We start from the raw sequence: 20,657 nt of genomic DNA on the forward strand, positions 1-20,657 counted from the left end.
GGTAGCGAGAAAAAAATGCCGTTCGCAAGAACGGCATTTTTTTATTGAGTGATACGGATCAGCCTTCCAGCAGACTGCGCAGCATCCACGCATTCTTTTCATGCAGTTGCATGCGCTGGGTCAGCAGGTCGGCGGTCGGCTCGTCGGCAGCGGCATCGACGGCGGGGAAGAGCGAACGCGCGGTGCGGGTCACGGCTTCCTGGCCGGCTACCAGCTGGGCGATCATTTCCTGGGCGTTCGGCACGCCATCGGCTTCGGGGATCGAGGACAGCTTGGCGAATTCCTTGTACGAACCCGGTGCCGGATAGCCCAGGGCGCGGATGCGTTCGGCGATCAGGTCCACGGCCAGCGCCAGTTCGGTGTACTGGCCTTCGAACATCAGGTGCAGGGTATTGAACATCGGACCGGTCACGTTCCAGTGGAAGTTGTGGGTCTTCAGGTACAGCGTGTAGGTATCGGCCAGCAGCTTGGACAGGCCGTCGGCAATCTTCTTGCGGTCCTTGTCGTTGATGCCGATGTTGATCGAGGGGGCTGCCACGTTTTTCTTTGCCATCTTTCGCTCCTTAGCTGTTCGGTTTTTCGTAAGCGGGTGAACACAACATCGCGATTCTATTGCAAATCGCCCGGGGACAAGCTGCGGCCACGCAATCTATTGATAAGACAGTGGGGCCGACGTTCCCGATTTCAATCGATTTTTGCGATCAATGCAGGCCTATAAATCAATGGGGCCGATAGATAAAAATCGATCGGCCCCATCGTTTTATTGTTCTCGTCGTATTCAGATCATGGCTTGCCGCGTTGCTGCGCGCTGCGATACAGCGACAGCGACAAGGCCACCGCGCCGATGGCCGCAATGGCCGCGAACAGGAAGACCTGTGGATACCCCAGCTGGCCGGCGATGGCACCGGCCACCGGACCGGTGATGCCCAGCGCCAGGTCGAGGAAGACGGAATATGCCGCCAGTGCCGCGCCGCGATTGGCGGGCGACACCAGGTTCACCGCTTCCACCCCCAGTGACGGGAACACCAGCGCGAAACCGAAGCCGGCCAGGCCTGCGCCCAGCAATGCCAGTTCCGGCGTGGTGGCGCTCCACAGCAGCAGCAGGCCCACCGCTTCGGTCAGGAAGCTGACCACTGCCACCCGGTAACCACCGAAGCGCGTGATGGAATTGGCGAACAGCAGGCGCGCACCGACGAAGGCACTGGAGAAGGCCGTCAGCGCAAAGGCCGCGCCGCTCCAGTGCTGGTCGGCGTAATACAACGTGATGAAGGTGGCGATCGAGCCGAAGCCGATGGTGCCGAAGGCCAGGCCCATGCCATAGGCGAACACCTTGCGCAGCACCAGCTTGAAGGACAGCTGTTCGCCCTGCACCACCGGCGTGACCGGGCCGCCACGGGCCAGCACATAACCCAGCACCGTCAGCAGCATGCCGGCCAGGCCGATCACGGCAAAGCCCAGCGAACGATCCAGCACCACGCCCAGCGGCGCGCCGATGGCCAGCGCCGCATAGGTGGCGATGCCGTTCCAGGAAATCATCTTGGCGGTGTTTTCCGAGCCCACGCGCCCCACGCCCCACATGATGGCGCCGGTACCGACCAGGCTTTCGCCCAGGCCCAGGAAGGCGCGGCTGGTGAAGAGCAGCACCAGCGACAGGAACGGCAGCGGCTGCGCCAGTGCCGACAGCAACAGCAGGCCACCACTGGCCGAGCACAGCAGCATGCCGCGCATCACAGTCTGTTTGGCACCCACGGTATCGATCATGCGGCCGGCGTTGGCACGACTGACGAAGGTGGCGAAATACTGCACGCTGATGCCCAGCCCGGCGACCACCGAGCTATAGCCCAGGTCCAGGTGGATATAGCCCGGCAGCACCGCCATCGGGATACCGATGGCCAGGTAGACCAGGAAGGTGAAGAAGGCGGTGGCGATGATCTGGCGCGTGACCTTCACTGGTGGCAGGGCGCGCACGGCAGCCGGCGCAGCGGCGGAAACGGGTGTGGAACCTGGACTACAGGAATCGTCGGACATGGCGGGGGAATTCGGAATGAGGAGGCTGCGCGCGCCGATGCGCGTGAACAGCAGTCCGAATTTTACTCCCGCCACAAAAATGCTGCAGGACAGCAAAAGATTTTTACCTGTCGATTCAGCAACTTAGTGGCATTTGTGCGAGGTCGCTTGCCCGCAGGATGCGCGTCAACGGGTGCAGCGTAGCGCTGCCGTAGCCCGTTCACGTACAGCGGGTGCATAGTCGGCACCGAGGATTTCCGGCTCCAGCTCGGCCAGGTCCCGTTGCACGGCCGGCTCACACCAATGGCCTTTCAGGCGGACCAGCGCGGCCAGCAGGTCGGGCGTGAGGCGGTCCAGCACCGGGCGCACCTGCCGGGCCAGGTCAGGCGGATTGGCGAAGGGGGCATGCTGTTCCACCCGCCACTGGCGATGCAGGTCGCGCTGCACGATCTTGCCGGCATCGAACTGGTCCTGGAAGAAGCGCCGGGTCCAGGCCACGTCCAGGCCGAGAGCTTGTGCCCGGGCCGCCACATCGTCCAGGATCAGGGCTTCGCGTGCCGGGTCGTCGATGGGCGCGTGCGAATTCCACTTGCTGCGCGCCACCGGTGCTGCCACGTCCAGGCGCGTCTTCTGCAGCGTCAGCAACTGTTCGACATCGGCGCGCGAGGCCGGCGGCGGGGTGGTGGCACAGGCCGTCAGGAGCAGGGCGGCCAGGATCGTGAGCAGGCGGGACATCGGCAGGCGGGACATCGGCAGGCGGGACATCGGCATGGGGAGCATGGGGCAGCAGGACCGTGAAGAAGGACGGATGAGGGCGCCGGACAGACCATGGCAAGCGCCGCCCGGCAGTATAGCGCCAGCGCCGGCTGCCCGGCGCCCTCGCCAGCGCCTTATAATCGCGGGATGCAAAATCTTCTCCACAACCTCAACGAAGAGCAGCTCGCCGCCGTGACCCTGCCGGCGCAGTCCGCCCTGATCCTGGCCGGTGCCGGCTCCGGCAAGACCCGCGTGCTGACCACCCGCATCGCCTGGCTGATCCAGACCGGACAGGTCTCGCCGGCCGGCATCCTGGCCGTGACCTTCACCAACAAGGCCGCCAAGGAAATGACCTCGCGCCTGTCGGCCATGCTGCCCATCAATACCCGGGGCATGTGGATCGGCACCTTCCACGGGCTGTGCAACCGCCTGCTGCGCGCGCATCACAAGGATGCCGGACTGCCGCAGACCTTCCAGATCCTCGACACGCAAGACCAGCTCTCGGCCATCAAGCGCCTGTTGAAGCAGATGAACGTGGACGATGAAAAGTATCCGCCGCGCAACCTGATGTACTTCATCAACAGCGCCAAGGACCAGGGCCTGCGCGCCAAGGACGTCGATGCCTACGACGACTACAACCGCAAGTTCGTCGAGCTCTACGACCTCTACGACCAGCAGTGCCAGCGCGAAGGCGTGGTCGATTTCGCCGAACTGCTGTTGCGCACCTACGAACTGCTGTCGCGCAACCAGCCGCTGCGCGAGCACTACCAGAGCCGCTTCCGCCACATCCTGGTGGACGAGTTCCAGGATACCAACGACCTGCAGTACAAATGGCTCAAGCTCATGGCCGGCAACCACAACGCGGTCTTCGCGGTGGGTGACGACGACCAGAGCATCTATGCCTTCCGTGGCGCCAACGTGGGCAACATGTCGGCCTTCGAACAGGAATTCCACGTCGAGAACCTGATCAAGCTGGAGCAGAACTACCGCTCCCACGGCCACATCCTGGATGCCGCCAACGAACTGATCGCCAACAACAGCAAGCGTCTGGGCAAGAACCTGCGCACCGACGCCGGCCATGGCGAGCAGGTACGGGTCTTCGAGGCCACCAGCGACCTGCAGGAAGCGCAGTGGATCATCGAACAGGTCAAGGACCTGATCGCCGAAGGCTGGTCGCGCAGCGAGATCGCCATCCTCTACCGTTCCAACGCGCAATCGCGGGTGCTGGAGCATGCGCTGTTCAGCTCGGCCATTCCCTACCGCGTCTATGGCGGCCAGCGCTTCTTCGAGCGCGCCGAAATCAAGCACGCCATCGCCTACCTGCAGTTGATGGACAACCTGCACAATGACTCGGCCTTCCTGCGGGTGGTCAATTTCCCCACCCGCGGCATCGGTGCCAAGGCCATGGAGTCGCTGCAGGATGCGGCGCGCCAGTATGGCTGCTCGCTCTATGCCGCCGTGCCTTACGTGGCCGGCAAGGCCGGTTCTTCGCTGAACGCCTTCGTCAAGCTGATCGAAGGCGCCCGTTTCGAGACCCAGCACCTGCCGCTGCCGGAGACGGTCAAGGTGGTACTGGACCTGTCCGGCCTGATCACGCATTACCGCAACGAGAAGGAAGGCGCCGACCGCATCGAGAACCTGGAGCAGCTGGTCAGTGCGGCCACGCTCTTCGTCTCGGAAGAAGGCTATGGCCTGGATGCGCCGGCCTTCCTCGGTCCGCAGGCGCAGGCCACGGCGGGCACCGCCATCACCACCGCTGACGGCGTGGAAGTGATCGATGCCGATGCGCCGCTGGTCACCATCATGTCGCCGCTGTCGGCCTTCCTCTCGCATGCCTCGCTGGAAGCCGGCGACAACCAGGCGCAGGCCGGCCAGGATGCGCTGCAGCTGATGACGGTGCACTCGGCCAAGGGCCTGGAGTTCGATGCGGTCTTCATCACCGGCATGGAAGAGGGCCTGTTCCCGCACGAGAACAGCGCCAAGGAAGAGGGCGGGGTGGAAGAAGAGCGCCGCCTGATGTACGTGGCCATCACCCGCGCCCGCAAGCGCCTGTTCATGACCTTCTCGCAGACCCGCATGCTGCACGGCCAGACCCGCTACAACATGCGCTCACGCTTCTTCGACGAACTACCCGAGCAATCCATCAAGTGGCTGTCACCCAAGATCGCCCAGCACCACTGGTTCGCCAATCCCAAGTCGGCCTGGGATGAGGTGCCGGAAGCCGGCAACAACAAGATCGCCCAGAGCTTCTCGCGCCAGACCGACTCCGGCTGGCGCATCGGTCAGAACGTCGCCCATGCCAAGTTCGGCGAAGGCGTCATCGTCAACATCGAAGGGGGCGGCGGTGCGGCACGGGCGCAGATCAACTTCGGCAAGTTCGGCATGAAGCTGCTGGACCTGTCGGTGGCCAAGCTGGACAAGATCTGATCGCGCCGAGGCCTGACCGCCTCGGGATCACAGGTCTTCCCAGCCCTGCGCGCGCTGACGTCGCGCGTGTTTCAGCCAGGCCCGGACCTGTTCGATATCCCCGAACGCCGCCAGCGCGGCGCGCAGGTCCTGGCCTTCCTGGCGTAGCGCCGTGATGCCCCGGTTGAGGTAGCGCATTATCTTTTCCGGCGTCAGCCTTGCCTGGGATGCCAGGCCATAGGCGCGCCTGAATTGGCGCTCGACGTGGGCGATTTCCTGATCCAGTTCGGTGAGCTGCTCCTGCAGGATGTGGTTGTAATGGGCCAGCCGCGCTTCGCTCACCGTGTCCAGTGTGTGTTGGCCGATGTGTTCCAGTTCCAGCTGCAGCTCCAGAAGCTTGAGCAAGTCATTCTTTTCATAGGCCTGGTTGACCTGCTGCATCAGCGTGGTCTTGCGGGCGCGCTCGGCCTCGTCGGGTTCGCGGTCGGGGTGCAGGGCGCTGGCCAATCGGCGATAGACCGCGCGGATGGACTGGCTCAGTTCGATGCGCTGTGCTTGCTGCTGTTGTTCGGCGGCGCGCTGCCTGGGCGGCTTTTTGCGGCTGGCACGTTGCGCATCGCGCTGCTGCGCGGCTGCCATGCGCTCCCGCTCCTGGCGCTCCAGCATGGCTTCCATGCGCTGCATGATTTCCTCGGGCGTACCGCTGGTGAAGTCGTCGTCGGCCGCGGCCGCGTCTTCCCGCTCTTGCGGTTCTGCTGCTGACCCTGGTGCATTCGGGGACGGCGCGATGTCCTTCGCTTCATCCACCTCGTCCACCTCATCCTGCCTGCCGTGCTGCTGGTAGATCAGCGCCAGCTCGGTATCGTCGCCCCGCTGCAGCAGCGCCTGCGCCATGTCGGCGATGAGGGCGGACAGGGTGATGCGCTCACCCTTGCCCAGTGCCTTGTGCGACCAGGCGTCGTGCAGGCGGTAGACCGCCTGTCGCTTCAGGCCCAGCAGTTCCTGCTCCAGTGGCAGGTAGTGGGCGGAATATTTCTTGTGGAATTCGTCGCTTGCAGTTTCCCACTCCTGCAAGCGGGCGCGGCGCTTGCCGATCTCGTCGATGAGCGTGTTGAAACTCTGCTGCGCGGGCGACAGCCGGGTGGCGGTTTGGCCGTCGACGATGCTGACGGTATGTGGTGCTGGCTTCTTCATGGGAATGCGATGGTGAGCGGTGCAGGATTATAGGGCCAGTTTTTTGGAGCCTGTCCCGCCTGCGTCAAGTGATGAAGCGACCATCCGGATACTGGGCGCACAGGAATTCGACGAAGGCCCGTACCTTTGGACTCTGCAGGCGGCGCGAGGTATGCAGCACCCAGAGTTCGACTTCGTTGCCCATCTCACCCCATCGCTTCAATTGGCCGCTCTGCACCAGCGTTCCGGCTACCGACCACGGCAGCAGCGCTGCGCCTGCACCGGCGCAGACGGCATCCTTGACCATCATCAATGACGACAGGCGCAGCACCGGTTGTGGTGCGATCAGCAGCTTGCCTTGGCGCAGCGACCACACATCCCCATCGCGGTAGTTCGGCATCACCACGGCCGGGACGGTCTGCGTCTGGCCCGTCCGCGTACGCGGCATGGGCAGCGTGGGCGCGGCCACCAGCACCAGGCTGTCACGGGCGAAGCAGCGTCCGACCAGATGGCTGTCTTCATCAGGATTGATGCGGATGCAGAGGTCGAAATGCTCCTGCACCAGGTCCACCATGCGGTCTTCTGCGACTACCTCCAGCTCCACTTGCGGATACTGCGCCCGGAACAAGGCCGACAACCGCCCCAGCGCCAGCTGCGAGAACACCAGCGGTGCCGCAATGCGCAAGCGACCGCGTGGCGCGGTGCTGCCTTCGCTGGCCTGGGTCATGGCCTCTTCGATTTCGCGTAGCGGACCCTCACTGCGCTGGAGCAGCAGCTGGCCGGCAGTCGTCAACGTGAGCCGTTGCGTGCCGCGTTCGACCAGGCGCACGCCCAGTTCCTGTTCAAGATCGGCCACCCGGCGTGACAAGGTGGCCTTGGCGCGGCCACTTTCCCGGCTGGCGCGGCCGAAGCTGCCGTGGGTGGCGACCAGCTGTAGATCGACGAGGGCGTTGATATCCATGGTGTCTCAAAAATGATCCGGTGGGTCTCGATTCTATCGTCTGTGTTCCGATCATGAAACGACTTATCGTGTGTTCCATCAACCCACCGCAGTCACTTACCCACAAGGAGCCACACCATGAACACCATTCGTTCCCTGCAACTGATGCAATACGGCGGCCCGGATACGGTCCGCATCGCCGATCTCCCGGCACCCGTCGCCGGTCCCGCACAAGTGCTGGTGCGCGTGCATGCCGCCGGCGTCAATGCCCTGGACTGGAAAGTGCGCGAAGGCTACGTCAAGGATGCCTTTCCGCTGCCACTGCCCGCCGTGCTCGGCATCGAGCTGGCCGGCGTGGTGGAGCAGGTCGGGAGTGACGTCAGCCTGTTCAAGGTGGGCGACCGCGTCATGGGGCCGCTGGGCGGCCTGGGTGCCTATGCCGATCTGGTTGCGGTCGATGCCGACAAGCTGGCTGTGCTGCCCGAGGGTTTGAGCATGGTGCAGGCCGCGGCCTTGCCGGTGGCGGCCGTGTCGGCCTGGCAGAGCCTGCATCTGGCCGGTCCGCTCAAGGCTGGCCAGCGCATCCTGATCCACGGTGCGGCCGGTGCCGTGGGTGGCTTTGCGGTGCAGTTTGCCCACCAGGCCGGCGCCCATGTCAGCGCCACCGCCCTGGGCAGCCATGCCGACTATGTGCACGGCCTGGGCGCCGATCACGTCATCGATTACCAGACCTCCCAGTTCGAGGCCCTGGTCAGGGATATCGATCTGGTACTCGACTACGTCGGCGGCGACACCCTGGCGCGTTCCTGGGGTGTACTGGCCGAGGACGGCGTCATCGTCAGTACCGCTTCCCCCGCCATCCTCGCCAGCACCCCGGCGGGCCGTCGCGGCCTGTGGTTCATGAACCAGCCGGACGCTGTCCGCCTGGCCGATATCGCCCGTCAGGTGGCGGCGGGTCGTCTGCAGTCCCAGGTCGCAGCGGTGGTCCCCTTCGAGGACTTGCCGGCCGCCATCGAACGCAGCCGCACATTGCCGCAAATGGGCAAGACGGTGGTGGATTTCCTGCGCTAGGACACCGCTTGCACACTTCCCGCATTGATGCGGCGATTGTCGAAAAGCAAGTTGAAGACGGCCGGACGCCGCACCCGGCCGCAGTTCATCTTGTCCACAGGGAATTTCCACCTTGTTCGCAACAGGATACGCTTATCTGCTTGCGTAGCTACCTACTAGAAGGTAGACTGCGTCCATGAATAGCGCTCCCACCACTTCCGAAAAGATTCTTCAATGCGCCCAGGCCTTGCTGGTGGCCGGTGGATACAACGGTTTCAGCTATGCCGACATCGGCAAGGTCATCGGCATCCGCAATGCCAGCATCCATCATCACTTCGCCAGCAAGGCGGTACTGGTGCAGACGCTGGTGCGGCAATACCGCGACGCGGCGCAGGATGGCGTGGCCGCCATGGAGCGCAACATCACCGACCCGCTTGCCCAGTTGCGCGCCTATGCGGGTTACTGGGAAAGCTGCATGACCCAGCCTGAGTCTGCCTTCTGCGTGTGCGCCATGCTGGCCGCCGAGATGCCCATGCTGCCGCAGGAGATCGCCATGGAGGTCAAGGCGCACTTCAGGTTCTTTGCGCTGTGGCTGGAGTCGGTACTGGAGCGCGGCCAACGCCAGGGCAGCCTGCGCTTGACCGATGCGCCCCGGGTGGAGGCCGAACGCTTCCTGGCGACCATCCATGGCGCCATGCTGTCGGCCAGGGCCTATGACGATCCCAAGATGTTCGGGGTCATCGTGCATCCCATGCTGCAGCGCCTGGCGGTGGCCTGAGCGCGCCAGGAAGCACTGAGCACACGGGACGCGAGGGATTTTGCGTCCCCTTTTTTTGATCACAAAGCCTACCAATTAGTAGGTAGGACTTGTGATTGCCGAGCCGGGTGACCGGCAATGTTTGATCAACTACAACGAAAAGGAAATGCAATGTTCGGTATCTCATCCCTGGGCTGGGTCCACACGATCGGCAGCCTGCCGGCCATTCCGCTGGCCATCTACATGCTCGCCCGCTACGGGCGCATCCGTGCGCGTTCGGTGCCGGGGGCGATCTATTTCGTCTCCATGCTTGTGGGTGCCCTGACGGTATTCCTGGTGGCGAAGCGACCGGAAAGCAACTTCATCGCGGTGCTGACGCTGGTGTTCCTGCTGCTGGGCTTCGGGATGAGCTTTGCTGCATCATGGCTGGGGCGTCTGGCGCGGTATGTCGAGACCATCGCCTTGTCCGTGACGGTGTTCCTGCTGCTGGTGCCGGCGGTGTCGGAAACCCTGCGCCGGGTCCCGGACGGACATCCTTTCGTCACCGACCTGAAGTCGCCGCTGCTCCTGGGTGCGCAGGGCGTGTTGCTGCTGGTGCTGCTGGTGGGTGTCACTGCACAGGTGATCGCGCTGCGCCGCCAGGCGCAGTCCCGCGCAGGGATGGTATCGTAATCGACACCGCGCCGGCCACGGTGCCGGCATGACATTGGAGCAGAGGATATGGCCCGAAATCCCGTGACGGCAGTGCTGCCTGTGGACCCGGTCGGCCCGGTAAGACGGGTCGATAGCGGCGTGACCTATTTCCGCCACCTGGAACTCTGGCGAATACATTCCGAGTTCCAGGCGGGAGAGCGGCGACGGCGGTTGCATCTGGCAAAGACGGCGCCGGTGGAGGGTGACGACGAGTTCGCGCAGAACCTGCGCGAGAGCGTGGCCCGCCAGCGCTAAGCCGGCCTCAGCTGCCCTCAGCCGCGGGCGATCATGGCCTGTACTTCTTCCCAGGTCGCGGCATAGGCGCCCGCCTTGGAGGCGGCAATGGACGCACCAGCAGCCGCGCATTGCAGGTGCATCTGCGCCGGTGCATCCGGCTGGCGCAGCTGGCTGGCAATCCAGCCCCCCATGGAGGCATCGCCACAGCCCACGGTGTCGACCACCTCGACACGATAGGCGGGCTGGTCGATGATCTGTTCCCCCTTGATCCATCGCATTCCCTGTACGCCCAGCGTCAGCAGCACTTCAGCCTGTGGCGCCAGCGCCTGCAGGGTCGCCAGAGCATTGCCGTCACCCGGGAAAAGACGTTCCAGGTCTTCATCGGAGACCTTGACGTAATGCGACAGCGATAGCAGCTCCCGCAACAGCGCGTGATAGGCGGGCTGGTCCATCAGCTTGCGCCAGTTCGGGTCGAAGGCGATCTTCTTGCCGCGCCCGGCGGCTTCCCGGGCAATCTGCAGCAGCCGCGAGGCCAGCGGTTCGCGGGCCAGGCTGATGCAGCCGAAGTGCAGTATCTGCGCCTCGTCTAGCCAGCCGGACGGCAATTGGGCAGGGTCGAAATGCAGGTCAGCGCTGTCATCGCCGATGAAAAAATAATCCGGGGGCGTGGTGGAGGTCACCATCGCCAGCAGGGGGGCCTTGGCGTGCTGCTGGGTGAAACGCATGTCCAGACCGGCCTGCTGCGTCAGGGCATACAGCTCGGCGCCGAACACATCGGTACTGACGCTGCCGGCGTAGCCGGTGGCCACGCCCAGCCGCGCGGCGGCGCGTGCCACGTTCCAGCAGGCCCCGCCGGGAATGGCGCGCCACTGGCCATCAGGCTGGCGGATGAAATCGGTCAGGGCTTCGCCGAAGACGACGAATGCGGCAGGTCGGGTCATGCTGGGTCTCCGTTCGGATCGTTGTTATTGATGCTATCGATGGTAATGATGGCCTTGCAGGGTCAGGGGCAGACCATAGCCACCAGGGTGAAACCATTCAGTCCTGCAAGGCGTGACGTGCACAAACCTCATCGGTCACCAGCCCGGTGAGCCAGCCGCCGCGCAGGGCGGCACGCACCGCCTCGGCCTTCTTGCTGCCGCCGGAGAGGGCAATCACCGGGCGCTGTGGCCTGGCCGTCAGCAGGGGCGTGGTCACCCGCGAGGACAGCGATGACGACAGCATCCGGCCGTCGACGTCGAAGGCGTGGCAGATCATTTCGCCCACCGCACCCTGGCGCTGCAGCTCGGCGACTTCTTCATCGTCGATGAAACCGTCCTCGTGCATGGCCCCCTGCAGGGCAATCGTACCGATGCCCAGGAAGGTCACGTCGGCGCGTTCGGCCAGACCGGTCACGATCTTGTAGGCCCGGTGGTTGCACCATTGCTGGCGGTCACGCTCGCTCTCGGCCACGCGGGGTGCGGGCAGCAGGTAGAAGCGCGCGCCCAGCTTTTCGGCGGCCTGCAGCGCCACGTCGTAGCGATTGGCCGAGCCGTCCGAGGCAAACGCGCCGATCATGGAAACGATCTGGTGCTGCGGTCTTTCCAGTTCGGACAGGCGTTCGATGGCCGCCTTGAGCGTCCGCCCGGAGCCCACGTTGACCACCAGTGGGGCCTCCGAACTGAGCATCTGCTCCATCAGCTCGGCGCCGGCCACGGCCAGCATCTGCTGCACTTCCTGCGATTCGTTGGGATTGTCGGCGCCACCGGCGCCCGGCACCACGCGGCAGACCTCCAGCCCGTAGCGCTGCTGCAGCCCCTGTGCCAGTTCCAGGCAGGAAGAGACGGGGTGCGTGATCTGTACCTTCACCAGATTGGCATCGGCCGCATAGGCCACCATGCGCTGCGCCATCTGGCGCGAGATGCCGAGCCGTTCGGCGATTTCGTTCTGGGTGTTGCCGGCCACGTAGTACATCCACGCGGCACGCGCCGCCAGATCCAGTTTGGATGCGCTGCTAGACATGTTCTCCTCGCCAGCCACCGGCGCATGCGGCGCCCGGCTTGTGCTGTCTTATCTGGTTGTGGGGTGGTGCGGGGTCTTCCCGATGGGCTGCCATTTTACGGCCTTTGCTCCCGTCATGAGCATCTAGTATGGGCAATTGCTCAATTGAAAAGCAAATGCTTGACACGAATTCGAGAATCGATGAATATTTGCCCATAAAAATAATATTTGCTCAACGTCGTTCACAACAACCGCCCAACCTGCACGTCAGCACCGGCCTCACCGCCGCTGCCACCCAGGAAGAAACGTGCACGGCGGCACATAACATTCGGAGACAAGCATGTCCAAACTCGCGCGCACCCGTGCGTCCGGCATCACCCGTGTTCGCTTCAACCTGGCCGCTGCGGCAATTTCCGCACTGTTCGCCACCGGTCTGGTCCAGGCCGAGCCGGTGACGCTGAACATCGCCTCGATCAACAACCCCGACATGATCGAATTGCAGAAGCTGGCGCCGCAGTTCGAGAAGGCCAATCCCGACATCAAGCTGCGCTGGGTCACGATGGAAGAGAGCGTGCTGCGCCAGCGCCTGACCACCGATATCGCTACCAACAGCGGCCAGTTCGACCTGATGACCATCGGTGCCTATGAAGCGCCGATCTGGGCCAAGAAGGGCTGGCTGGCGCCGATGAGCGGCCTGCCGGCCGACTACGATGAAGCCGACCTGATCAAGCCGGTGCGCGAAGGCCTGTCGGTCGATGGCAAGCTGTATGCGCTGCCGTTCTACGCCGAAAGCTCGATGACCTACTATCGCAAGGACCTGTTCGAGCAGAAGAAGCTGACCATGCCCGAGCGTCCGACCTGGGACCAGATCGGCAAGCTGGCCGCACAACTGCACGACCCGGCCAAGGGCGTCTATGGCATCTGCCTGCGCGGCCGCGCAGGCTGGGGCGAGAACATGGCCATCATCACCACCATGGCCAATGCCTGGGGTGGCCGCTGGTTCGACGAGCAATGGCAGCCGCAACTGTCCTCGCCGGAGTGGAAGAAGTCGGTCGCCTTCTACGTCGACCTGTTGCGCAAGTACGGTCCGCCGGGCGCCAGCTCCAACGGCTTCAATGAAAACCTGGTGCTGTTCTCCAGCGGCAAGTGCGGCATGTGGGTCGATGCCACGGTCGCCGCCGGCATGCTCTACCACGGCAAGGATTCCAAGGTGTCCGACAAGACCGCCTTCGCACCCTCGCCGGTACAGGCCACCGACAAGGGTTCGCACTGGTTGTGGATCTGGTCGCTGGCCGTGCCGAAGTCTTCCAAGTCGCAGGAAGCGGCCAAGAAGTTCGCCGCCTGGGCTACCTCCAAGGAATATATCAACCTGGTCGCCAAGGATTCCGGCTGGGCGCTGGTGCCGCCGGGTACCCGCACCTCCACCTATGCCTCGGCCGAGTACAAGAAGGTCTCGCCCTTCTCGGACTTCGTGCTGGATGCCATCCAGACCGCGGACGCCAACAAGCCGACCTTGAAGCCAGTGCCTTATACCGGTGTGCAGTTCGCGACCATTCCCGAGTTCCAGTCCATCGGTACCGTGACCGGGCAGGCCATCGCCGGTGCACTGGCTGGCAAGACCAGCTCGGACGCTGCGCTTGATGCCGCCCAGGCACAGGCGGTGCGGATGATGCGCCAAGGTCGTTACATCAAGTAAAGAGCAAGCCCCCGGCAAGCGGGCAGGCAGCACGCCGTCGCCCCTGCCGTGGTTCCTGTCGTTGCGGCGGCATGTCCGGTAAAGCACCGGGACATGCCTGCCGCCTGGTCCTCCCGGCCGTCTCCACCCAGCGTGGATGACGGTCCGACCGAAGCCGAGGCCGTCATGCCCACGATCCACTCCACCCCTGCGTCGCCCGCCACCGGCGCGCCGCCCACGAGCACCATGATGCAGAGTCCATCCAAGTCACTTCCGCGCCCGCGGCAGAAAAGTCCTCCGCGCAAGGAACGCTTCAATCCCATTCGCCTGATGCAGGCCCCGTCGGTGCTGATCCTGCTGGCGTGGATGATCGTGCCGCTGGTGATGACGATCTATTTTTCCGTCAATCGCTATAACCTGATGGCCCCCGACCAGACCGGCTTCGTCGGACTGGAAAACTATGTCTTCCTGCTGGAGGATCCGGCCTTCTGGCCCTCCATCGGCAATACGGCGCTCCTGATCGGCTCGGTGCTGGCCATCAGCGTCATCGGGGGCACTCTCCTGGCGGTGCTGTTCGACCAGCCTTTCCGTGGTCGCGGCATCGCGCGCCTGCTGGTGATCGGCCCCTTCTTCGTCATGCCCACCGTGGCCGCACTGATCTGGAAGAACATGATCATGCACCCGGTCTACGGCATCCTGGCCTATGTCATGCGGCACCTGGGACTGGAGCCCATCGACTGGCTGGCCGAGTACCCGATGCTGTCGGTCATCATCATCGTGGCCTGGCAGTGGATTCCCTTCGCCTTCCTGATCCTGCTGACCGCGCTGCAGTCGCTGGACAGCGACCAGAAGGAAGCCGCCCAGCTCGATGGTGCCGGTCCGGTGCGCATCTTCTTCTACATCGTGCTGCCGCACCTGAAGCGCGCCATCACGGTGGTGATCATGATCGAGACCATCTTCCTGCTCTCGGTGTTTGCCGAGATCTTCACCACCACGGCAGGCGGTCCCGGTACGGCGACCACCAACCTGACCTTCCTGGTCTATGCCATCGGCCTGCAGCAGTTCGATATCGGCATTGCCTCGGCCGGCGGCATCTTCGCCGTGGTGCTGGCCAATATCGTCTCGTTCTTCCTGGTGCGCATGCTGGCCAGGAACCTCAAGGGAGTCAACGAAAAATGAGCGATCAAAAGAAAAGCCCCCTGTGGGTGGCCGTGCTGGGCTGGGCCTGCGCCATCGTGCTGTTCTTCCCCATCTTCTGGGTGGCGGTGACAGCCTTCAAGACCGAGGCCCAGGCCTATACGCCTTCGCTGGTGTTCCTGCCCACGCTGGATACCTTCCGTGAAGTCTTCAGCCGCAGCAACTACCTGGCCTATGTGCAGAACTCGCTGATCGTCTCGCTCGGTTCGACCGTGCTGTCGCTGCTGCTGGCGGTGCCGGCGGCGTACTCGATGGCCTTCTTCCCGACCGGGCGCACCCAGAAGCTGCTGCTGTGGATGCTCTCGACCAAGATGATGCCGGCCGTGGGCGTGCTGATCCCGATCTACCTGCTGGCCAAGAACACCGGCATGCTCGACACGGTCAGCGGCCTGACGATCATCTATACCCTGATCAACCTGCCCATCGCGGTGTGGATGGCCTTCACCTACTTCAATGACGTGCCCAAGGAAATCCTGGAAGCGGCCCGCATCGATGGCGCCAATGCCTGGCAGGAAATGATCTACCTGCTCCTGCCTACCGCCATGCCGGGATTGGCCTCGACAGCCCTGCTGCTGATCATCCTGTCCTGGAACGAGGCCTTCTGGAGCCTCAACCTGACCAGCGTCAATGCGGCGCCGCTGACGGTGTTCATCGCCTCCTATTCCAATCCCGAGGGCTTGTTCTGGGCCAAGCTGTCGGCCGCCTCGCTGCTGGCGATTGCGCCCATCATGGCGCTGGGCTGGCTGGCGCAGAAGCAACTGGTGCGGGGCCTGACCTTCGGAGCGGTCAAGTGATGATGACGCGTCAGGCAGTGACCCATCTCATCTGCGACTGCGACGGCGTGTTGCTGGACAGCGAGAGCATCGCCCTGGGCGTGCTGCATCGCGAACTGCTGCCGCTGCTGCCGGCCTGGCCCGACGCCGACGAAGCGCCCACTCTGCAGGAACAGCGCAGCCAGGTGCTGCACGACGCCATCGCCAACCGGCTGGGCATGTACACCGATGTGCTGCTCTCGGAAGTGGACCTGGAGTTCGAACTGGGTCTGGAAGCGGCACAGATGGAGCGCATCCACGCCACCGTGGCGCTGGCCTGCAGCGAACAGGCGCAGCCGGTGCCGGGCATCGTCGAAGCCCTGCAGGCGATCCGGCTGCCGCGCGCCGTGGCCAGCAACAGCGATGCACCGCGCATCGAAGCCGGCCTGAAGCGCTGCGGCCTGTACTCGCAATTTGCCGGCCGTATCTACAGCGGCCACGATGTGGCCCATCCCAAGCCGGCGCCGGATGTGTACCTGGCCGCTGCCGCCGGCTTCGGCGTCGATCCGGCGCGCTGCGTGGCCATCGACGACAGCGTCACCGGCGTGCGCGCCGCCGTGGCGGCCGGCATGCATGTGCTGGGCTTCACCGGCGTGGCGCACGACCGCAAGGCGATGGCACGGCGCCTGCGCGAGGCCGGCGCGCATCAGGTATTCGAGGACATGAAGCAGTTCCCGCAACTGATCTGTGAATTGATCTGGCTGCGCTGAAGCACGGCCTACAGATCAGCAGACCCACAACAAGAGACCCCGAGGAGAGAGACATGGCAGCAGTGAGCATCAGGAACCTGGCCAAGCGCTATGAAGACAACGAAGTCATGCGCGACATCAACCTGGAAATCGAGGATGGCGAATTCGTCGTCTTCGTCGGCCCTTCCGGCTGCGGCAAGTCGACCTTGCTGCGCATGATCGCGGGGCTGGAAGAGATCAGCGACGGCGACCTCGACATCGGCACCCGCCGCATGAACGACGTGCCGGCCTCCAAGCGCGGGGTGGCGATGGTGTTCCAGTCCTATGCGCTGTATCCGCACATGAGCCTGTACGACAACATGGCCTTCGGCCTGAAGATCGCCGGCAAGTCCAAGGCCGAGATCGATGCCGCCGTTCAGCACGCCGCCAAGATCCTGCACATCGACCACCTGCTGGATCGCAAGCCCCGTGCGCTTTCCGGCGGCCAGCGCCAGCGCGTGGCCATCGGCCGCGCCATCACCCGCCAGCCCAGCGTGTTCCTGTTCGACGAGCCGCTGTCGAACCTGGACGCGGCGCTGCGGGTGAAGATGCGCCTGGAGTTCGCCAAGCTGCATGACGACCTCAAGACCACCATGATCTACGTGACCCACGACCAGATCGAGGCCATGACCCTGGCCGACAAGATCGTCGTGCTCTCCGAGGGTCGCATCGAACAGGTCGGCTCACCCCAGCAGTTGTATCACCATCCGGCCAACCGTTTCGTGGCTGGCTTCATCGGTTCGCCCAAGATGAATTTCATCGACGGCACGGTCGCGACCGTCCAGGCCGACGGCGTGCAGGTGCAACTTCCTGCAGGCGGACTGCAGTGGGCGTCGGTGGATGGCAGCAGCCTGCAGGTCGGGCAGAAGGTCACATTGGGCGTGCGGCCCGAGCATCTCAATATTGCGCAGGGGCAGGCGGCGCTGCAGGCACGCTGCACGGCGCTGGAACTGCTGGGTGATTTTTCCTACCTCTACGCGGCCTACGAGGGCAGCGATGATGCGCTCATCCTGCGCGTGCCGGACAGCCTCGATCCGCCGCACGGCAGCGTGCTCCAGCTGGCGGCCGATCCGGCCCGCTGCCACCTGTTCGGCGCCGACGGCCAAGCCCTGCCGCGCCTGGCTTCCAGCGTGAGCGCCCCGCGCACCCATTGAACCCTTCGCCTTCTTCACCTCATCGACAAGGACACGGCATGACCCGCACCGCCACCTCCACCGAGCAGGACGCCGCCGACAGCCTGACCTGGCTGCATATCGGCGCCGGCTCCTTCCATCGCGCCCACCAGGCGGTTTACCTGAACGCCCTGCGTGAGAGCGGCGCCGACCGCCGCTGGCAACTGGCGCTGGCCAATATCCGTGCCGACATGGGGCCGCTGCTGGAGGCGCTGGCACGCCAGCAAGGTCAGTACACGCTGGAAACCGTCACGCCCCAGGGCGAGCGCAGCTACCAGCGCATCGCCTCCATCGGCCGCATCCTGCCCTGGGACGACAGGCTCACCCAGCTGATCGCAGCCGGCGCCGAAGAGCGTACCCGCATCATCTCCTTCACCGTCACCGAAGGCGGTTACTACCTGGACCACCAGCACCGGCTCGACACCGCCAATGCCGACCTGGCCGATGACCTGCGTTGCGCCCTCGATGGCAGCGGTACGCCGCGCACCATCTATGGCGCCATTGCTGCCATCCTGCAGGCACGCAGCCAGGCGCATCCGCACGCGGCGCTGACGCTGCTGAACTGCGACAACCTGCGCCACAACGGCGAGCGCTTCCGTGATGGCCTGCGCCAGTTCCTGAACCTGCGTGGCGAGAGCACGCTGGCACAGTGGATGGAGGCACATACCACCAGCCCCAACGCCATGGTCGATCGCATCACGCCGCGCCCCACGCCGGCCGTGGCGCAACGCGTGAGGGAGGTCACCGGCATCGATGACCCCTGCGCGCTGATGGGCGAGTCCTTCATCCAATGGGTGATCGAGGATGATTTCAAGGCCGGTCGTCCACGCCTGGAAGAGGCGGGCGTGGAGATGGTGCAATCGGTGCTGCCCTATGAAGAGGCCAAGATCCGCATCCTCAACGCCAGCCATAGCTGCATCGCCTGGGCCGGCACCCTGGCGGGCCTGCAGTACATCCACGAAGGGACGCTGCGCGACGACATCCGCCAGATGGCCTACGACTACGTGACGCAGGACGTGATCCCCTGTCTCACACCCAGCCCCATCGATCTGGCAGCCTATCGCGATACCACCCTGGCGCGCTTTTCCAACCCGGCCATCCAGGACACCAACCAGCGTGTGGCCGCGGATGGTTATTCCAAGATTCCCGGTTTCATCCGCCCGACCCTGCAGGAGAGCCTGAACGCCGGCCGCGATCCCCAGGCAACCGCCATGTTGCCGGCGCTGTTCCTGGTGTTTCTGCAGCGCTGGAATGCCGGGCAGTTGTCGTATGAATACCAGGACGGCATCTTCGACCCGGCGGCGGTGCGCAGCATGCTGGCCGCCGCCGATCCGGTGCGGGCCTTCTGCGCCGATGCGGTGCTGTGGGGCGAACTGGCTGGCGATGCAAGGCTGGAGGCGCTGGTGCGCGCGGGTGTGCAGCGCGTGCAGGACTGGCTGGGGCAGGCAAACTAAAAGCAGCCCATCTGGCCCAAGGCGGCATAGAATTGCCGCTCACCGTCTTGGCGATTGCAGCAATCGCAGCCATCGTAGCAAGCACACCGCACATTCATAACGATAACGAGGAGCACCATGTATCTTGGGATAGACCTGGGTACGTCGGAGGTGAAGGCAGTGGTCATCGACGACCAGGGCGCCCTGCTGGCGCTGGCCGGCAGTACCCTGAACGTCTCGCGCCCGCATCCGCGCTGGTCGGAGCAGGCGCCGGCCGACTGGTGGCAGGCCACCTGCGATACCGTGGACAAGCTGCGCGCGCAACTGGGCGAGGAGAGCTTCGGCCGCATTCGCGCCATCGGCCTGTCAGGCCAGATGCATGGCGCCGTGCTGCTGGACGAAGAAGACCAGGTATTGCGTCCGGCCATCCTGTGGAGCGATTCGCGCAGCGCCCCCGAATGCGCTGAACTCACGCGCCGCGCACCGCGCCTGCACGGCATCGCCGGCAACCTGGCCATGCCCGGCTTCACCGCGCCCAAGCTGTTGTGGGTGGCGCGTCATGAACCGCAACTGTTTGCGCGCATCGCCACCGTGTTGCTGCCCAAGGACTGGCTGCGCCTGAAGATGACCGGGTGCAAGGTCTCCGACCCCTCGGACGCGGCCGGCACGCTGTGGCTGGACGTCGAGGGCCGCAACTGGTCCGATGAACTGCTGGCGGCCTCCGGCATGCGCCGCGATCAGATGCCGGCGCTGGTCGATGGCAGTGCGGTCTCCGGCACCTTGCTGCCGGAGGTGGCGCAGCGCTGGGGACTGGCGACGGACGTGATCGTGGCTGGCGGTGCCGGTGACGGTGCGGCCAGCGCGGTCGGGATCGGTGCGGTCAAGCCGGGCGATGGATTCCTCTCGCTGGGGACCTCGGGGGTGCTGTTCGTGGTCAACGACCGCTTCCGTCCCAATCCGGGACGTGCCATCCATGCCTTCTGCCATACCCTGCCGCAACGCTGGCACCAGATGAGCGTGATGCTCTCGGCCGCCAGTTGCCTGCGCTGGTTCTGCCGGCTCTGCTCGGTGGACGAGAAGAGCCTGCTGGCCGAGATCGAACAGCTGGACCAGGAAGCGCGTGACAATGCGCCGCTGTTCCTGCCCTATCTGTCCGGCGAGCGCACGCCCCATAACGATCCCTACGCCACCGGTGTCTTCCACGGCCTGACGCCGGAACACCAGCGCGCCGCATTGGGCTACGCGGTGCTGGAAGGGGTGGCCTTCGGCATGGTCGATGGCCTGGATGCGTTGCGTGCCGCCGGCACCGACGTGGCTGAATTGTCGCTGGTAGGGGGTGGCGCCCGCAGCCCGTATTGGGCACAGTTGCTGGCCGATGCACTGGAGGTGCGCATCGTCACCCATGTCGGCAGCGAAGCCGGTGGCGCACTCGGTGCGGCGCGCCTGGCCTGGCTGGCCGATGGCGGCGATGAGGCGGAGGTCTGCCGCAAGCCGGCCCGCCAGGCGCAGTACCAGCCGGACCCGCGCAGGCGTGCCGTCTTGCAGGCGCGCTTGCAGCGTTATCGCGCCATCTATGCGCCGTTTGCGCCCTTGCATGGGGACGCAGGCTGAAGAAAACGACCGTTGAAAAGCAACAGGCCG

The 20,657-nt window shown here is 64.6% G+C and carries 18 protein-coding genes and 1 pseudogene; 12 read left to right on the top strand and 7 right to left on the bottom strand.

The genetic code is table 11. From position 1 onward, the window contains the following. Positions 1 to 58: 58 nt before the first annotated feature. From HFRIS_RS12150 to aroQ, 3 genes are all read right to left on the bottom strand, one after another. On the bottom strand, positions 59 to 553 hold the full coding sequence (locus tag HFRIS_RS12150) for a Dps family protein (protein WP_006463646.1): 495 nt from the start codon (positions 551 to 553) through the stop codon (positions 59 to 61). 230 nt (positions 554 to 783) lie between these two features. After that, positions 784 to 2,028 carry an MFS transporter gene (locus tag HFRIS_RS12155; RefSeq protein ID WP_039875518.1) on the bottom strand — a complete coding sequence of 415 codons (1,245 nt, stop codon included), beginning with the start codon at positions 2,026 to 2,028 and terminating at the stop codon, positions 784 to 786. A 165-nt stretch (positions 2,029 to 2,193) separates the two neighbouring features. Beyond that, positions 2,194 to 2,772: a gamma subclass chorismate mutase AroQ gene (gene aroQ, locus HFRIS_RS12160; RefSeq protein WP_006463648.1), complete on the bottom strand. Its 579-nt coding sequence runs from the start codon at positions 2,770 to 2,772 to the stop codon at positions 2,194 to 2,196. 138 nt (positions 2,773 to 2,910) lie between these two features. Between aroQ and HFRIS_RS12165 the strand changes: the two genes are divergently transcribed. Beyond that, the gene (locus HFRIS_RS12165; protein ID WP_006463649.1) at positions 2,911 to 5,190 is read left to right on the top strand and encodes a UvrD-helicase domain-containing protein; all 2,280 of its coding nucleotides are present in this window, start codon (positions 2,911 to 2,913) and stop codon (positions 5,188 to 5,190) included. Between the two features lie 27 nt (positions 5,191 to 5,217). Here the strand turns inward: HFRIS_RS12165 and HFRIS_RS12170 are convergent, their stop codons facing one another. Further along, entirely contained in the window at positions 5,218 to 6,363 is a 1,146-nt protein-coding gene (locus tag HFRIS_RS12170; RefSeq protein ID WP_006463650.1) for a J domain-containing protein, read from the bottom strand. Between the two features lie 64 nt (positions 6,364 to 6,427). Continuing rightward, positions 6,428 to 7,303, bottom strand: coding sequence for a LysR family transcriptional regulator (locus HFRIS_RS12175; RefSeq protein ID WP_006463651.1), 876 nt, complete (start codon positions 7,301 to 7,303; stop codon positions 6,428 to 6,430). A 117-nt stretch (positions 7,304 to 7,420) separates the two neighbouring features. Here HFRIS_RS12175 and HFRIS_RS12180 point away from each other — a divergent pair, with 117 nt between their 5' ends. The 4 genes from HFRIS_RS12180 to HFRIS_RS12195 all read left to right on the top strand — a co-directional run bounded on the left by HFRIS_RS12180 (position 7,421) and on the right by HFRIS_RS12195 (position 10,037). Further along, entirely contained in the window at positions 7,421 to 8,353 is a 933-nt protein-coding gene (locus tag HFRIS_RS12180; protein WP_006463652.1) for an NADP-dependent oxidoreductase, read from the top strand. Positions 8,354 to 8,528: 175 nt separating this feature from the next. Then, a complete protein-coding gene (locus tag HFRIS_RS12185) occupies positions 8,529 to 9,110 on the top strand; it encodes a TetR/AcrR family transcriptional regulator (RefSeq protein ID WP_006463653.1) in 582 nt (193 codons plus the stop codon). A gap of 150 nt (positions 9,111 to 9,260) precedes the next feature. Continuing rightward, positions 9,261 to 9,761 (top strand): hypothetical protein, encoded by a 501-nt coding sequence (locus HFRIS_RS12190; RefSeq protein WP_006463654.1) that lies wholly within the window; start codon positions 9,261 to 9,263, stop codon positions 9,759 to 9,761. 48 nt (positions 9,762 to 9,809) lie between these two features. Next, positions 9,810 to 10,037 (top strand): hypothetical protein, encoded by a 228-nt coding sequence (locus HFRIS_RS12195; RefSeq protein ID WP_006463655.1) that lies wholly within the window; start codon positions 9,810 to 9,812, stop codon positions 10,035 to 10,037. Between the two features lie 17 nt (positions 10,038 to 10,054). On the opposite strand, the gene HFRIS_RS12200 is transcribed toward HFRIS_RS12195, so the two are convergent. Further along, on the bottom strand, positions 10,055 to 10,960 hold the full coding sequence (locus HFRIS_RS12200) for a carbohydrate kinase family protein (RefSeq protein ID WP_006463656.1): 906 nt from the start codon (positions 10,958 to 10,960) through the stop codon (positions 10,055 to 10,057). Positions 10,961 to 11,057: 97 nt separating this feature from the next. After that, positions 11,058 to 12,020 (bottom strand): sugar-binding transcriptional regulator, encoded by a 963-nt coding sequence (locus HFRIS_RS12205; RefSeq protein WP_006463657.1) that lies wholly within the window; start codon positions 12,018 to 12,020, stop codon positions 11,058 to 11,060. Positions 12,021 to 12,339: 319 nt separating this feature from the next. Here HFRIS_RS12205 and HFRIS_RS12210 point away from each other — a divergent pair, with 319 nt between their 5' ends. The 7 genes and pseudogenes from HFRIS_RS12210 to xylB all read left to right on the top strand — a co-directional run bounded on the left by HFRIS_RS12210 (position 12,340) and on the right by xylB (position 20,627). Then, positions 12,340 to 13,695 (top strand): ABC transporter substrate-binding protein, encoded by a 1,356-nt coding sequence (locus HFRIS_RS12210; RefSeq protein WP_006463658.1) that lies wholly within the window; start codon positions 12,340 to 12,342, stop codon positions 13,693 to 13,695. A gap of 165 nt (positions 13,696 to 13,860) precedes the next feature. Next, entirely contained in the window at positions 13,861 to 14,853 is a 993-nt protein-coding gene (locus HFRIS_RS12215) for a carbohydrate ABC transporter permease (protein WP_039875521.1), read from the top strand. A 50-nt stretch (positions 14,854 to 14,903) separates the two neighbouring features. Then, positions 14,904 to 15,665, top strand: a pseudogene (locus tag HFRIS_RS12220) (carbohydrate ABC transporter permease); the annotation flags it as partial. Then, positions 15,665 to 16,393 (top strand): HAD family hydrolase, encoded by a 729-nt coding sequence (locus HFRIS_RS12225; RefSeq protein ID WP_006463662.1) that lies wholly within the window; start codon positions 15,665 to 15,667, stop codon positions 16,391 to 16,393. The pseudogene HFRIS_RS12220 and the gene HFRIS_RS12225, both read left to right, overlap by 1 nt. A 53-nt stretch (positions 16,394 to 16,446) precedes the next feature. After that, positions 16,447 to 17,565, top strand: a complete 1,119-nt coding sequence (locus tag HFRIS_RS12230) for an ABC transporter ATP-binding protein (RefSeq protein ID WP_006463663.1) — start codon at positions 16,447 to 16,449, stop codon at positions 17,563 to 17,565. Between the two features lie 38 nt (positions 17,566 to 17,603). Next, entirely contained in the window at positions 17,604 to 19,037 is a 1,434-nt protein-coding gene (gene dalD / locus HFRIS_RS12235) for a D-arabinitol 4-dehydrogenase (RefSeq protein ID WP_006463664.1), read from the top strand. A 117-nt stretch (positions 19,038 to 19,154) separates the two neighbouring features. Continuing rightward, the gene (gene xylB, locus HFRIS_RS12240; protein WP_006463665.1) at positions 19,155 to 20,627 is read left to right on the top strand and encodes a xylulokinase; all 1,473 of its coding nucleotides are present in this window, start codon (positions 19,155 to 19,157) and stop codon (positions 20,625 to 20,627) included. Positions 20,628 to 20,657 lie beyond the last annotated feature (30 nt).

The sequence above is a fragment of the Herbaspirillum frisingense GSF30 genome, from assembly GCF_000300975.2.
In the GTDB taxonomy this organism is placed as follows: Bacteria; Pseudomonadota; Gammaproteobacteria; order Burkholderiales; family Burkholderiaceae_D; genus Herbaspirillum; species Herbaspirillum frisingense.

Coding starts and splice junctions, on each gene's coding strand:
- HFRIS_RS12150 (WP_006463646.1), bottom strand. CDS start 553: ATGGCAAAGAAAAACGTGGCAGCCCCCTCGATCAACATCGGCATCAAC.
- HFRIS_RS12155 (WP_039875518.1), bottom strand. CDS start 2,028: ATGTCCGACGATTCCTGTAGTCCAGGTTCCACACCCGTTTCCGCCGCT.
- aroQ (WP_006463648.1), bottom strand. CDS start 2,772: ATGTCCCGCCTGCCGATGTCCCGCCTGCCGATGTCCCGCCTGCTCACG.
- HFRIS_RS12165 (WP_006463649.1), top strand. CDS start 2,911: ATGCAAAATCTTCTCCACAACCTCAACGAAGAGCAGCTCGCCGCCGTG.
- HFRIS_RS12170 (WP_006463650.1), bottom strand. CDS start 6,363: ATGAAGAAGCCAGCACCACATACCGTCAGCATCGTCGACGGCCAAACC.
- HFRIS_RS12175 (WP_006463651.1), bottom strand. CDS start 7,303: ATGGATATCAACGCCCTCGTCGATCTACAGCTGGTCGCCACCCACGGC.
- HFRIS_RS12180 (WP_006463652.1), top strand. CDS start 7,421: ATGAACACCATTCGTTCCCTGCAACTGATGCAATACGGCGGCCCGGAT.
- HFRIS_RS12185 (WP_006463653.1), top strand. CDS start 8,529: ATGAATAGCGCTCCCACCACTTCCGAAAAGATTCTTCAATGCGCCCAG.
- HFRIS_RS12190 (WP_006463654.1), top strand. CDS start 9,261: ATGTTCGGTATCTCATCCCTGGGCTGGGTCCACACGATCGGCAGCCTG.
- HFRIS_RS12195 (WP_006463655.1), top strand. CDS start 9,810: ATGGCCCGAAATCCCGTGACGGCAGTGCTGCCTGTGGACCCGGTCGGC.
- HFRIS_RS12200 (WP_006463656.1), bottom strand. CDS start 10,960: ATGACCCGACCTGCCGCATTCGTCGTCTTCGGCGAAGCCCTGACCGAT.
- HFRIS_RS12205 (WP_006463657.1), bottom strand. CDS start 12,020: ATGTCTAGCAGCGCATCCAAACTGGATCTGGCGGCGCGTGCCGCGTGG.
- HFRIS_RS12210 (WP_006463658.1), top strand. CDS start 12,340: ATGTCCAAACTCGCGCGCACCCGTGCGTCCGGCATCACCCGTGTTCGC.
- HFRIS_RS12215 (WP_039875521.1), top strand. CDS start 13,861: ATGCCCACGATCCACTCCACCCCTGCGTCGCCCGCCACCGGCGCGCCG.
- HFRIS_RS12225 (WP_006463662.1), top strand. CDS start 15,665: ATGATGACGCGTCAGGCAGTGACCCATCTCATCTGCGACTGCGACGGC.
- HFRIS_RS12230 (WP_006463663.1), top strand. CDS start 16,447: ATGGCAGCAGTGAGCATCAGGAACCTGGCCAAGCGCTATGAAGACAAC.
- dalD (WP_006463664.1), top strand. CDS start 17,604: ATGACCCGCACCGCCACCTCCACCGAGCAGGACGCCGCCGACAGCCTG.
- xylB (WP_006463665.1), top strand. CDS start 19,155: ATGTATCTTGGGATAGACCTGGGTACGTCGGAGGTGAAGGCAGTGGTC.